Source organism: Martinezella miluonensis (genome assembly GCF_900094545.1).
Classification (GTDB): Bacteria; Pseudomonadota; Alphaproteobacteria; order Rhizobiales; family Rhizobiaceae; genus Rhizobium; species Rhizobium miluonense.
In genome coordinates this window covers 21,599-34,069 of sequence record NZ_FMAH01000016.1, presented here as the reverse complement: position 1 = coordinate 34,069, position 12,471 = coordinate 21,599, and the positions used below count along the sequence as shown (strand labels likewise).

Sequence of the window (12,471 nt, the reverse complement as noted above, 5' to 3'; positions counted from 1 at the left end):
GAACGATAGCATGGATCGTCACAGGGTTCTTTTCGTCTGCGCCGGCAATATCTGCCGGTCGCCCCTTGCCGAAGGCATCTTCAGGCACCTGGTTGCGCAGGCCGGTCGCACTTCAGAGTTTGAAATCGATTCGGCCGGCACCGGCGGCTGGCATCAGGGCGAGCAGCCGGATCGCCGCTCGATCGCCGCCGCGGCCGGACATGAAATCGACATTTCAGGCCAGCGAGCCCGCCGCATCGAACCAGCCGATTTCGGCCGGTTCGATCTGATCCTGGCGATGGATCAAGACAATTTGAAGAACTTGCGCAAGGCCGCGCCTGCCGATGCTCTCGGCAGGCTGCACCTCTTCAATGCCCTTGCGCTCGGCAGCAACAGGGACATTCCCGACCCCTATTATGGCGACCGCGAGGATTTCGAGGCTGTCTACACCATGCTCTTGGCTGGCTGCATCGCGCTTTTGCCCAAGGCCGGGAAGGCGCTGCGGGCTTCGTGAAGCGGGAATATCTCTTCGGTGAGATAGGGACCGCCGCCGACCGATTCGCGCGAGGACAGAAGCACGAAACGCCCCACCGTAAACGGTGACGTATAGAAGTTGCCGCGGCCGGAGAGATAGTGCACGACATCGTCGACCCGCGAGGATTTCAGCCTGGCGAGCGTGACATGCGGCGTGAACTTGCGGGGATCGGGCTGCAGACCGATGCGCTGGCAGATGCGCTCAATCTCGCCTTGCAGCGCGTGCATTTCCGGCGTCTGCGAGACTCCGGCCCAAACCGAATGCGGTTTCTTGGAGCCGAAGGAACCGATGCCCTCCAGCCGAAGCTGGAACTCAGGGCGATCTATCCGGTCCAGCCGGTCGACGATCTCATCCGCCGTGCGGCCATCGACATCGCCGATGAAGCGCAAAGTGATGTGATAGTTTTCAACGTCGATCCACCTGGCTCCCGGGAGACCACCGCGCAACAATGACAGGCTCATCGCCGCGTTGCGCGGAATTTCGAGGGCGGTAAAAAGTCTCGGCATCACGAGCACTCCCCGAATCTCTTGCAGGTATAAGTAGGGAATCACGCATTTGCAGTCGGTGCAAGCACCTATTTCGCACCTGCGTCAATCATCCCTACAAAACTTATAACGGCCGGTAAGATGCGCTCGACCACCACATCGACCCCCTTGGGGTTCGGATGCATGCCGTCCGAGAGTTGCAAATCCGCATGCGTGGCGACGCCATCGAGGAAGAACGGATAGAGCGCAAGCTGGTATTTGTCGGCCAGGCGCTTGTAGATCGGGTTGAACTTCTCGGCATAGTCCGAACCCATGTTCGGTGGCGCCAGCATGCCGACAAAGAAGATCGGGATCTTTCTGCCCTTCAACCGCTCGATCATCGTCTCGAGGTTCTTTTCCGTCTGCTCCGGCGGAATACCGCGAAGCGCGTCGTTGGCGCCCAGTTCCAGGATCACGCCGTCGGTGCCGTCGGGCACCGACCAGTCTATGCGCGAGAGCCCGCCGGAGGTCGTATCCCCGGAAACGCCGGCATCGGCGACGGCGGCATCCAGCCCCTTGGCCTTCAACGCCGCTTCCAGCTTGGCAGGAAAGCCGTCGCCGGGAGGGAGTTGATAGCCCGCCATCAGGCTGTCGCCGAGGCCGACCAGCTGGATCGCCCGCGCATTCGCAGCACCCGCCGCGCCAAACAAAAGACCGAAAGTGATGACAGCGAATTGAAGCGCAGCAACTTTAAAACCCATGATCCATTCCCTAAATTCGCTGTTCGGGCTCATCGCGCCCGCCATTGTCTCTAATGTTCTCTGATATATAGGGCGTTCGCATTGGCAAAAACCATCATCGAGCTGAAGAAGGCGGATTTGACCCTCGGCAACGCTGCCGCCTCAGTCCATGTGCTGAAGAGCATCGACCTCACCGTCATCGAGGGTGAGGCCGTCGGCATCGTCGGCCCGTCCGGCTCCGGCAAGTCCACCCTGCTGATGGTCTTGGCCGGCCTCGAAAAGCTCGACAGCGGCGAGCTTCTGATCCGCGACACGCCGCTGCATAACCTGAGCGAGGATCGCATCGCCGATTTCCGCGGCCGCAATATCGGTATCGTCTTTCAATCCTTCCATCTAATCGCCAATATGACGGCGCTCGAGAATGTCGCAGTGCCGCTGGAACTCGCCAATGTGCGTGACGCCTTCGATATCGCCCGACGGGAGCTGGAAGCAGTGGGGCTGGGCGAGAGGCTCAATCATTATCCCGGCCAGCTTTCCGGCGGCGAACAGCAGCGCGTGGCGATCGCCCGCGCGCTGGCGCCCTCCCCGGCGGTGCTGATCGCCGACGAGCCCACCGGCAATCTGGATACGGATACTGGACGGCAGATCGCCGACCTGCTCTTTACCCAGCAGGCCGAGCGTGGCACCACCATGCTGCTCGTGACCCATGATCCGGCGCTTGCCGCCCGTTGCTCGCGGCAGATCCGCGTTCGCTCCGGCGAGATCGAGAACGACAGTGCCCGGACGCGCGTCAATCAGGCGGCAATAGCATGACAGGCGCGGTGCGAACGCGCCTGACGCTCGCCTTCCGCCTTGCCCTGCGCGAGCTGCGCGGCGGCCTTGGCGGCTTCTACATCTTTCTCGCCTGTATTGCGCTCGGCACCGGCGCGATCGCCGCCGTCAATTCCGTTTCCCGCTCGATCACCGACGCCATCTCGACACAGGGCCAGTCGCTGCTTGCCAGCGACGCCCGTTTCGTGTTGCGCAATCGCGAGGCCACTCCCGAGGAGCTGGCCTATCTCCAGGGCCTCGGCAAACTCTCCCGCTCGACGAGCCTGCGCTCCATGGCCCGCCTGCCCGACGGCTCCGACCAGGCGCTGGTCGAGGTCAAGGCGGTCGATGGCGCCTACCCGCTCTACGGCGCCTTCGAAGCCGAGCCCAATCAGCCGCTGTCGACTCTGCTGGCCGCCAAGGATGGCAGCTTTGGCGCCGTTGTCGCGCCGCTGCTGCTCGAACGCCTCAACCTCAAGGTCGGCGGCGAGTTGCTGCTGGGCAATACGAAGCTGCGCATCACCGGCACCATACAGAGCGAGCCGGATGCCGTCTCCGAAGGCTTCGGTTTTGCGCCCCGCCTGTTTACCAGCCGCGATGCACTCTCCGCCTCGGGCCTGATTGCAACAGGCAGCCTCGTCGAACAGGCCTATCGGCTCCGCATGGATGATCCCGCAATCGGCCTGCGCAACATCGGTGATCGGGCCAATGCAGCTTTCCCGCAGGCGGGTTGGTCGATCCGCACCAGCGCGCGTGCCGCCCCCGAACTCGCCGACAACGTTACCCGCTTCTCGCAGTTCCTGACGCTCGTCGGCCTTGCGGCACTCATCGTCGGCGGCGTCGGCGTCGCCAATGCTGTGCGGGCCTTCCTCGATTCGAAACGCACCACCATCGCCACCTTCAAATGCCTGGGCGCGCCAGCCTTCGTCGTGGTGCTGATCTATCTCATTCAGATCGCCGTCATCGCGCTGGCAGGCATTGTGATCGGCCTTGGTCTCGGCGCCATTGCGCCGATCATCGCTTCACAATTCATGGCCGAATTCCTGCCGATTTCGACCGCGCCGCGGCTCTATCCCGGCGCGCTGACACTGGCTGCGCTCTTCGGCCTGCTGACGACGCTTGCCTTTGCCATTCCGCCGCTCGGCCATGCCCGCGAGGTGCCGGCGACGGCATTGTTCCGGGAACAGGGCTTCGAAGCACGCCGCCTGCCCGGCTGGCCCTATCTGCTTGCCGCCGGCTTGCTGATGATGGCACTTGCGGCTCTGGCGATCGTCACCGCTTATGATCGCTTCATCGCCATCGTCTTCGTCGTCTCGATCGCCGGAGCTTTCGTCGTGCTGCGCGCCGTTGCCGCTTTGCTCTCCTGGCTGGCCCGCCGCAGCCCGCGGGTACGCTCGCCGGCGCTAAGGCTGGCGATCGGCAATATCCACCGGCCGGGTGCGCTCACCTCGTCCGTCGTGCTGTCGCTTGGCCTCGGTCTCGCGCTGCTGGTCACCCTGACGCTGATCGACGGCAATATGCGCCGCGAACTGATGGGGCGCATGAGCGAGCAGGCACCAAACTTCTTCTTCGTCGACATTCAGGGACCGGAGCTGGAAGGCTTCCGCAAGATCGTGCTTGCCGAAGACCCGAAGGGCAAGCTCGTCGAAGCGCCGATGCTGCGGGGCCGTATCGTCGCCTTCAACGGCGAGGATGTCACCAAGATGAAGGTGCCTGCCGCCGGACAATGGGTCCTGCGCGGCGACCGCGGCATCACCTATGCCGAAACCCTGCCCGAGAATGCCGCGCTCACCGAAGGCCAATGGTGGGACAAGGATTATAGCGGCGAGCCGCTGGTGTCCTTTTCGGATGAGGAAGGCAAGGCGCTCGGTCTGAAGCTCGGCGACAAGGTCACCGTCAATGTGCTTGGCCGCAACGTCACCGCCAAGATCGCCAGCTTCCGCAAGGTGCAATGGCAATCGCTGTCGATCAATTTCGTAATGATTTTCTCGCCCAATACCTTCAAGGGCGCGCCGCATGCCTGGCTCGCGACCCTGACGGATGCTTCCGCCTCCTCGGAGCAGGAGGCCGCGATCCTGCGGAAGGTCAGCAATGCCTACCCGACCATCACCAGCGTCCGCGTCAAGGATGCGCTCGATGTCGTCAACACGCTTGTGGGACAGCTCGCCGCCGCTATCCGCGCGGCAGCCTCGGTCGCGCTCATCGCCTCGGTGCTGGTGCTGGCGGGGGCATTGGCGGCCGGCAATCGAGCCCGCACGCATGATGCCGTCATCCTCAAGACGCTCGGCGCGACGCGGGCGACGTTGATTCGCGCCTTCAGCTACGAATATCTGATCCTGGGGGCGGCAACCGCCGTCTTCGCGCTGATCGCCGGCTCCGCCTCCGCCTGGTACATCGTCAGCCGCATCATGCACCTGCCATCGGCCTTCCTGCCCGACGTCGCCATCTCCACCCTCATCATCGCCCTGGTACTGACGGTCGGGATAGGCCTCATCGGCACCTGGCGCATTCTCGGCCAGAAGGCGGCTCCCGTTCTGCGCGAGCTGTGAGCCCTTAGGCGCATTAACCGAACGCCGCGAAAACGACCCGATATTACATCGATTTAACATGGGTCCGCCCGCTGGACCCTTGTGTACAAGGCTCGAAAGCCTCATATTCTCTGCAGGCATGCTGGAGCTCCGCAGCGGCGCCTGGGCCTGAACGGCCCGACACCGTATTCACATCGGAGCTTAAAAGAGGAAAACATGGCTGACTTTCGCAACTACCAAAACCGGGCGCAGAGCGGCGCGCAATCCGGTGCGATAATAGACGAGGGCCTTCGAGCCTACATGCTCAAGGTCTATAACCTGATGGCGCTGGGTCTGGCGATCACGGGTGTTGCCGCCTATCTCTCCTTCTCGCTCGCTTTCGCTAACGGACATCTGACGGCCTTCGGCCAGGCGATCTATCTGAGCCCGCTGAAGTGGGTGGTCATCTTCGCTCCGCTCGCAATGGTCTTCTTCCTGAGCTTCAGGATCAACCGCATGAGCGTGGCTGCCGCGACGACGACCTTCTGGGTCTACGCTGCGCTGGTGGGGCTGTCGCTGTCGTCGGTCTTCATCATCTACACCGGCCAGAGCGTCGTGCAGACCTTCTTCGTGACCGCCGCTTCGTTCGGCGCGCTGTCGCTTTACGGCTACGTCACGAAGCGTGATCTCTCCGCGATGGGCTCGTTTATGATGATGGGTCTCTTCGGTTTGATCATCGCGTCGCTGGTCAACATCTTCCTGGCTTCGTCCGCCGTGCAGTTCGCGATCTCCGTGATCGGCGTCCTGATCTTCGCAGGCCTCACCGCCTACGATACGCAGCGGATCAAGGAAATGTACTTTGATGCTGACGACGTGACTGTAGCCGGCCGCAAGGCGATCATGGGCGCCCTGTCGCTCTACCTGGACTTCATCAACATGTTCATGTTCCTGCTGCAATTCCTCGGCGATCGCCGTTAACAGCACGGTTTGAACGAGATATCGGAAGGCGGCTTCGGCCGCCTTTTTCGTTTGCCTGGTGGCCAACCCTGCTATTTGATAGCGACGTTCGCAAACCGCATATCAGGCAATGAAAACAATGTCCGTCAGCCTTCGCAGCGCTACTCTAAACGACCTTCCCCACATCACCGCCATCTACCGCGATTCCGTGCTGAACGGCACGGCAAGCTACGAGATCACGCCTCCGAACGAGGAGGAGATGGCTGGCCGCTTCCAGGCGATCCAGGAAAAAGCCTATCCCTATATCGTCGCCGAGGACCGGGACGGAACGTTTCTCGGCTATGCCTATGCCTCGGCATTTCGCACGCGGCCGGCCTATCGCTGGATGGTGGAGGATTCGATCTATCTTGCGCCGGAGGCACGGGGGCGCGGCGTCGGCAGGCTGCTGCTCGATGCCTTGGTCGAAAGCTGCGAGACGCTCGGCTTTCGCCAGATGATCGCCGTTATCGGCGGCGCCCATCCGGCCTCCGTCGCCGTACACCGCGCCGCAGGCTTTACCGAAGCCGGCCTGCTGAAAGGCACCGGCTACAAGCATGGCCGATGGCTGGATACCATGCTGATGCAGAAGGCGCTGGGCGAGGGCGCTGAAACCGATCCGGATCCGTCGGTCTATCCGGGGACGTTGTTTGAGAGGTAGATCTGCGCTCGTGTTGAGCCTCTGATACCCCCCTCTATCCTCATCCCCCACCATCAATGAAGAGAACTACTTCTCCACCAGCTTCAGCTGCTTGTCGAAGACCTTCAGCACTTGCTGCAGGTCATGTCCGCGCTTCAAGGTCATCCCGTTGGTATTGATGACGGAGAAGGCGCCCTGCTTGACTGAAAGTTTCGGGTTCTTTTCGATGCGAAAGAGCGGCATCTCGCCGGAGCGCTTGAAGACGGAGAAAACCGCCTTGTCCTTGAGATGGTCGATGGCGTAGTCGCGCCACTCGCCCTCGCCCACCATGCGGCCGTAGATCCAGAGAATCGCATCCAGTTCGCGGCGATGGAAAGTGACCGGTAGCGGGTCCTTGCTCTGCTTGTACTCCCTGAGATCGACGACAACGGAAGAATTCGTATCGACGGAACGGCTTTCGCCGTGTCGCAAATCCGGCTGATCAGTCATCAATCCCCCAGGGGTTATCTCATGACAGGAGAATGACAGTTTGCCTCAGCCACACCAAATTGCAAGACGGCTGACGGCTCACAATTTTTTTCCCATGCCTGAAAGCATCTCGGCAGCGCCGCATTTCAGTCAAAACGACGCCCAATTTACAGGAAGTATAGGGGGCCGTTTGGCGCCGCCGCGCCAAACGGCCCGGCCGGGGCGCATCGACTAAACCCCAGCCCCGAATGCGTCCTCGCCGGGCACCCTCTCTTTTTGGCGTTAGCCAAAATAGAGATATTTTTGGCTTACGCCAAAATAAGGAATCTTTTCAGCATTAATTGAAACAGTGAGCTTTCCGGCCAGCTGGACAAGCCGCTCAGCCGTCAGAACCGACCGTCAGAACCGTCGCGCCGATGATCGCGGCAGGATCGCCTGATGTCGACGACGACTGCAGAAGGACTGCAAGCCCCCGCCGCCCGGCCTTGCTTAACACATTGGCAGGCAACACGATATTCATCGCCTTGCCATCCCACATCCCGACGGTTTCGACATCGGAAACCGCATGCATGTAGGCGATCTGCTGGCCGTTGTTTTCGCCGCCCTTCGGAGCCACCATCTGCTCCTTGTCGAAATAGACGACGACCACATTGGCCTTGCCCTGACCGGCGCCGATCTTGATCGAAAGCTCGTCATCCTTCATGGCGGCATTTACCTGAACCGTCAGTCCTTCGCCATCGTGCTGGAAGGAATCGAGCTTGACGTTGATCGCGTTGAGGTCCGAGCCATTCATGTGAACCCGGCCGTTGACGATGGCCTGCGGCGTATAGACCCCGCTGCGGCCGAATGTGCGGGCATAGGCATATTGGCGCGCCGTATTTTCCTTGGTCGCCATAGTGTCGTTCCAGCCGAGATAGTTCCAATAGTCGACATGATAGGCAAGTGCGACGACATCGCCCTGGCGAATCAGCTTGCGGAAAGCCGCATCGGCCGGCGGACAGGAGGCGCAGCCCTGCGCGGTGAAAAGCTCGACCACGCCCTTGATCTTCGCAGCCTCCTGCGCATGCAGCGAACTTGCGAGCGCGATGCCTGCCAGAAGTGGAACCGAAAATCGAAGGCACATTTCTATCTTACCTTTGCATCAAATCCTAAGAGCCGCCTGCCCCACAGACTCCAAACGCTCACGCCTTGGATGATCATATCCACATCAAGCCGGAAAAATCTGAAACAAGAGATAATAGTTTAGTGCGATGACGCAAAGTCACGATGGGGTGAGGCCAAGGTCCGGTACCGGGCGCGCAGTACACATCACCGTGAAAAAGAAGAGGCCGCCGGGAGACTTTCCCCCGGCGGCGCACAAAATTAGCTCAGACGTCCGTTAGGCAGCGAGATCGCGCAGAACGGTCTGCAGGATGCCACCATTATTGACGTAGACGACCTCATCCAGCGTATCGATACGGCAGATGATCGGAACATCCTTAACCGTGCCATCGCCATAAGTGATCTTGGCGATCTTGCGCTCGCGCGGCTTGATGTGTTCCAGGCCTTCGATCGAGACGAGTTCGTCGCCCTTCAGGCCGAGGCTCGCCCAGGTGGTGCCTTCCTCGAAAACGAAGGGGATGACGCCCATTCCCACAAGGTTCGAGCGGTGGATACGCTCGAAGGACTGGGCGATCACGGCGCGCACGCCGAGCAGGTTCGTGCCCTTGGCAGCCCAGTCACGCGACGAGCCGTTGCCGTATTCGACGCCTGCGAAGATGACGAGCGGAACGCCCTCGGCCTTGTACTGCATGGCCGCATCGTAGATCGACGTCTCTTCCTTGGACGGATAGTGGATGGTGTAGCCACCTTCCTTGCCGTTCGGGCCGAGCATGTGATTGCGGATGCGGATGTTGGCGAAGGTGCCGCGCATCATGACTTCATGATTGCCGCGGCGCGTGCCGTACTGGTTGAAGTCGGCAACGCCGACACCATGGCCGATGAGGTAGGAGCCGGCCGGCGAGGCAGCCTTGATCGAACCGGCCGGGGAAATGTGGTCGGTGGTGATCTTGTCGCCGAAGAGGCCGAGAACGCGGGCGCCCTTGATGTCGGAAATACCGGCGCCGGTCTTGCCCATGCCCACGAAGTAAGGCGGGTTCTGCACGTAGGTCGAGTTGTCGTCCCAGGCATAGGTCTGGCCCGGAGGAACCTGCACAGCCTGCCAGTTGGCATCGCCCTTGAAGACGTCGGCGTACTTGGATTCGTAGAGCTCGCGGGTGACGTATTTCAGGATGAATTCCTGGATCTCGTGCGAGGTCGGCCAGATATCCTTCAGATAGACCGGCTTGCCGTTCTGGTCTTCGCCGATCGGCTCCTTGGTCAGGTCCATCTGCACCGAGCCGGCCAACGCATAGGCGACGACGAGCGGCGGCGAGGCCAGGTAGTTTGCCTGGACGTCAGGAGAAATACGGCCTTCGAAGTTGCGGTTGCCCGAAAGAACGCCTGATACGATCAGGCCCTTGTCGTTGATCGTCTTCGAGATCGGCGCCGGCAGCGGGCCGGAATTGCCGATGCAGGTGGTGCAGCCGAAGCCGACCAGATTGAAGCCGAGCTTATCGAGATCGGCCTGCAGACCGGACTTGGCGAGGTATTCGCCGACGACCTGCGATCCGGGAGCCAGAGACGTCTTGACCCAAGGCTTGCTCTTCAGTCCCTTGGCAACAGCGTTGCGGGCCAGCAGGCCGGCGGCGATCAGCACCGAGGGGTTCGAGGTGTTGGTGCAGGACGTGATGGCGGCGATTGCAACGTCGCCATGGCCGAGATCGAAGTCCGTGCCTTCGACCGCATAGCGGTTGGAAAGCTGGCCCGGCTTCTTGTATTCGGTTTCCAGCGAGGTGGCGAAACCGGAGGCGATGTTTTCCAGAGGAATACGGCCTTCCGGACGCTTCGGGCCTGCCATGGCCGGTACTACGTCGCCAAGGTCGAGTTCGAGCGTATCGGTGAAGACGAGGTCGGAACCGTCATTGTCACGCCACATGCCCTGTGCCCTGGAATAGGCTTCGACGAGCGCGATACGATCCTTCGCGCGGCCGGACATGTTGAGATAGTTCAGCGTTTCCTTGTCGACCGGGAAGAAGCCGCAGGTCGCGCCGTATTCCGGACCCATGTTGCCGATGGTGGCACGGTCAGCGAGCGGCAGCGCGTCGAGGCCAGGGCCGAAGAATTCGACGAACTTCGAGACGACGCCTTTCTTGCGCAGCATCTGCACGACGGTCAGCACAAGGTCGGTCGCGGTGACGCCTTCCTTGAGCTTGCCGGTCAGCTTGAAGCCGATGACTTCCGGCAGCAGCATGGAAACCGGCTGGCCGAGCATTGCAGCTTCAGCTTCGATACCTCCCACGCCCCAGCCGAGAACGCCGAGACCGTTGATCATGGTCGTGTGCGAATCGGTGCCGACGCAGGTGTCTGGATAGGCGATCGTTTCGCCGTCCTCTTCCTTCGTCCAGACGGTCTGGCCGAGATATTCGAGATTCACCTGATGACAGATGCCGGTGCCGGGGGGAACGACGCGGAAGTTCTTGAACGCCTGCTGGCCCCACTTCAGGAAGCGGTAACGCTCGCCGTTGCGCTGGTACTCCAGCTCGACGTTGCGGGCAAAAGCCTGCGGCGTACCGAATTCGTCGACGATGACGGAATGGTCGATGACGAGGTCGACGGGAACGAGCGGGTTGATCTTTTCCGGATCGCCGCCGAGGGACACCATCGCGTCGCGCATGGCAGCAAGGTCAACCACGGCCGGAACGCCGGTGAAGTCCTGCATCAGCACGCGCGCCGGGCGATAGGCGATTTCGTTCTCGACGGTACCCTTGTTGGTCAGCCATTCGGCGACGGCGAGGATGTGTTCCTTGGTCACCGACTGCCCGTCTTCAAAACGCAGCAGGTTTTCCAGAAGCACCTTCATGGAATAAGGCAGCTTGGAAACGCCGGGCAGACCATTCGCTTCAGCCTTCGGCAGGCTGAAATAGACATAATCTTTCCCGCCCACGGTCAGCGTGGAACGACAATTAAAACTGTCAAGAGATTTAGACACGAGATACCCCGTTTCTGATAGCCAACACAGTCGTGCGAACGCCTATGCACTTTATGCACATCAGGATGCGGGTGCGGCCATTTCCGCTGTCCGCACGTAAGGCAGAAAACCTTAAGTTCGGCGCAAGGATGAAATTCACGCCGACCGCTGGCGTGGTTGCAGGTCTTATAGATAATTTCGTAAAGACTTGCCAGAGTGAGAAAGCGCAAAATTGGACAATTTTTTGCGCACTGCGGCAACGAAAACGGGGAAAGCCTAAGCGAATGCATCTATGCGCTGAAAATCTGGCGGCAAGGCGGGGCGAAGACCTGATTTTCTCGAATGTTTCCTTTGACTTGCGGGATGGTGACGCCCTCGTTTTGACCGGTCGCAACGGGTCGGGAAAGTCAACACTTCTGCGCGTCATAGCAGGCCTTCTCAGACAGGAAAAAGGCCGCGTCACATTGAGGGGTAAGGACGACGAATCGAACCGTCCGCCAGGCGAAGCCAGCCATTATCTCGGCCATCGCAACGCGATGAAATCCGAGCTGACCGTGACAGAAAATCTGACCTTCTGGAAAACCTTCTTCGGCGACATGGCGGGCGGCTTCGGCTTGGATGTCGATGAAGCCGCTGACGCCGTCGGGCTCGCCGGCATCATCCATCTGCCCTTCGGCTACCTTTCCGCCGGCCAGCAGCGGCGAATCGCTTTCGCGAAACTTCTCGTCGCCTACCGCCCGATCTGGATCCTCGACGAACCGACGGCAGCGCTGGACAGCTCGGCAGACCAACTCTTCGCACAACTGATCACGGCGCATCAGAAGAGTGGCGGCATTGTCCTTGCTGCAACACACCAGCCGTTGGGGTTGGAGAATGTGCAGGAAATGCGGATGACAGGGTTTGCCGGGGTGAGCGAAGGGGTTTGGGGATGAGGCCGACAATGCGGAGTTTGCCGAGCCTGCGATACCCCCCTCGCGCTGCACGCCTTCATGACATGTCCCTCCGAAAAAGCTCATCGCTAGGCGATGAGTTACCCCCCTCTGTCACTATCGTGACATCTCCCCCGCAAGGGGGGAGATCGTGGGTGGCGGCACCCTGCCTCAAGCGACTTCGATATGATCTGCAAATGCCGGAAGCCGTTACTTGGTCTCTAGTGAGCGACAAGTTACCGATCTCCCCCCTTGTGGGGGAGATGCCCCGAAGGGGCAGAGGGGGGTGGCGAGAAGCAAAGGCTTCTCGCGCCCTGAGCCAAGCGAAAGGCAATCTCTCCCCGCAGTTTGAAAGTCA

At 60.8% G+C, this 12,471-nt stretch carries 11 protein-coding genes; 6 read left to right on the top strand and 5 right to left on the bottom strand.

What is annotated here, in order from left to right; translation table 11 throughout:
• Window positions 1-10: 10 nt before the first annotated feature.
• Window positions 11-493: a low molecular weight protein-tyrosine-phosphatase gene (locus GA0061102_RS14850; protein WP_092849464.1), complete on the top strand. Its 483-nt coding sequence runs from the start codon at window positions 11-13 to the stop codon at window positions 491-493.
• Here the strand turns inward: GA0061102_RS14850 and thpR are convergent.
• Both thpR and GA0061102_RS14840 read right to left on the bottom strand, forming a co-directional pair.
• Window positions 424-1,020: an RNA 2',3'-cyclic phosphodiesterase gene (gene thpR / locus GA0061102_RS14845; RefSeq protein ID WP_092849461.1), complete on the bottom strand. Its 597-nt coding sequence runs from the start codon at window positions 1,018-1,020 to the stop codon at window positions 424-426. The genes GA0061102_RS14850 and thpR overlap by 70 nt on opposite strands.
• 68 nt (window positions 1,021-1,088) lie before the next feature.
• On the bottom strand, window positions 1,089-1,739 hold the full coding sequence (locus GA0061102_RS14840) for an arylesterase (protein WP_092849458.1): 651 nt from the start codon (window positions 1,737-1,739) through the stop codon (window positions 1,089-1,091).
• Between the two features lie 81 nt (window positions 1,740-1,820).
• Here GA0061102_RS14840 and GA0061102_RS14835 point away from each other — a divergent pair, with 81 nt between their 5' ends.
• The 4 genes from GA0061102_RS14835 to GA0061102_RS14820 all read left to right on the top strand — a co-directional run bounded on the left by GA0061102_RS14835 (window position 1,821) and on the right by GA0061102_RS14820 (window position 6,689).
• Window positions 1,821-2,531 (top strand): ABC transporter ATP-binding protein, encoded by a 711-nt coding sequence (locus GA0061102_RS14835; protein ID WP_092849455.1) that lies wholly within the window; start codon window positions 1,821-1,823, stop codon window positions 2,529-2,531.
• Window positions 2,528-5,077 carry an ABC transporter permease gene (locus GA0061102_RS14830; RefSeq protein ID WP_092849453.1) on the top strand — a complete coding sequence of 850 codons (2,550 nt, stop codon included), beginning with the start codon at window positions 2,528-2,530 and terminating at the stop codon, window positions 5,075-5,077. Before GA0061102_RS14835 ends, GA0061102_RS14830 begins: the two co-directional genes overlap by 4 nt.
• A gap of 195 nt (window positions 5,078-5,272) precedes the next feature.
• Entirely contained in the window at window positions 5,273-6,013 is a 741-nt protein-coding gene (locus GA0061102_RS14825) for a Bax inhibitor-1/YccA family protein (protein WP_092849450.1), read from the top strand.
• A 118-nt stretch (window positions 6,014-6,131) separates the two neighbouring features.
• Window positions 6,132-6,689: a GNAT family N-acetyltransferase gene (locus GA0061102_RS14820; RefSeq protein WP_092849447.1), complete on the top strand. Its 558-nt coding sequence runs from the start codon at window positions 6,132-6,134 to the stop codon at window positions 6,687-6,689.
• A 66-nt stretch (window positions 6,690-6,755) separates the two neighbouring features.
• On the opposite strand, the gene GA0061102_RS14815 is transcribed toward GA0061102_RS14820, so the two are convergent.
• From GA0061102_RS14815 to acnA, 3 genes are all read right to left on the bottom strand, one after another.
• Complete coding sequence (locus tag GA0061102_RS14815; RefSeq protein WP_092849444.1) at window positions 6,756-7,157, bottom strand: DUF2794 domain-containing protein; 402 nt, start codon at window positions 7,155-7,157, stop codon at window positions 6,756-6,758.
• A gap of 358 nt (window positions 7,158-7,515) precedes the next feature.
• Complete coding sequence (locus GA0061102_RS14810) at window positions 7,516-8,259, bottom strand: DUF1223 domain-containing protein (RefSeq protein ID WP_092849441.1); 744 nt, start codon at window positions 8,257-8,259, stop codon at window positions 7,516-7,518.
• A gap of 255 nt (window positions 8,260-8,514) precedes the next feature.
• A complete protein-coding gene (gene acnA, locus GA0061102_RS14805) occupies window positions 8,515-11,205 on the bottom strand; it encodes an aconitate hydratase AcnA (RefSeq protein WP_092849438.1) in 2,691 nt (896 codons plus the stop codon).
• Window positions 11,206-11,468: 263 nt separating this feature from the next.
• Between acnA and ccmA the strand changes: the two genes are divergently transcribed.
• Complete coding sequence (ccmA, locus tag GA0061102_RS14800; protein WP_092849434.1) at window positions 11,469-12,116, top strand: heme ABC exporter ATP-binding protein CcmA; 648 nt, start codon at window positions 11,469-11,471, stop codon at window positions 12,114-12,116.
• Window positions 12,117-12,471 lie beyond the last annotated feature (355 nt).

What these genes read in the sequence shown, in the direction of transcription:
- thpR (WP_092849461.1), bottom strand. Translation starts at nt 1,020, where the DNA reads ATGCCGAGACTTTTTACCGCCCTCGAAATTCCGCGCAACGCGGCGATG.
- GA0061102_RS14830 (WP_092849453.1), top strand. Translation starts at nt 2,528, where the DNA reads ATGACAGGCGCGGTGCGAACGCGCCTGACGCTCGCCTTCCGCCTTGCC.
- GA0061102_RS14810 (WP_092849441.1), bottom strand. Translation starts at nt 8,259, where the DNA reads ATGTGCCTTCGATTTTCGGTTCCACTTCTGGCAGGCATCGCGCTCGCA.
- GA0061102_RS14815 (WP_092849444.1), bottom strand. Translation starts at nt 7,157, where the DNA reads ATGACTGATCAGCCGGATTTGCGACACGGCGAAAGCCGTTCCGTCGAT.
- GA0061102_RS14840 (WP_092849458.1), bottom strand. Translation starts at nt 1,739, where the DNA reads ATGGGTTTTAAAGTTGCTGCGCTTCAATTCGCTGTCATCACTTTCGGT.
- GA0061102_RS14820 (WP_092849447.1), top strand. Translation starts at nt 6,132, where the DNA reads ATGTCCGTCAGCCTTCGCAGCGCTACTCTAAACGACCTTCCCCACATC.
- ccmA (WP_092849434.1), top strand. Translation starts at nt 11,469, where the DNA reads ATGCATCTATGCGCTGAAAATCTGGCGGCAAGGCGGGGCGAAGACCTG.
- GA0061102_RS14825 (WP_092849450.1), top strand. Translation starts at nt 5,273, where the DNA reads ATGGCTGACTTTCGCAACTACCAAAACCGGGCGCAGAGCGGCGCGCAA.
- GA0061102_RS14850 (WP_092849464.1), top strand. Translation starts at nt 11, where the DNA reads ATGGATCGTCACAGGGTTCTTTTCGTCTGCGCCGGCAATATCTGCCGG.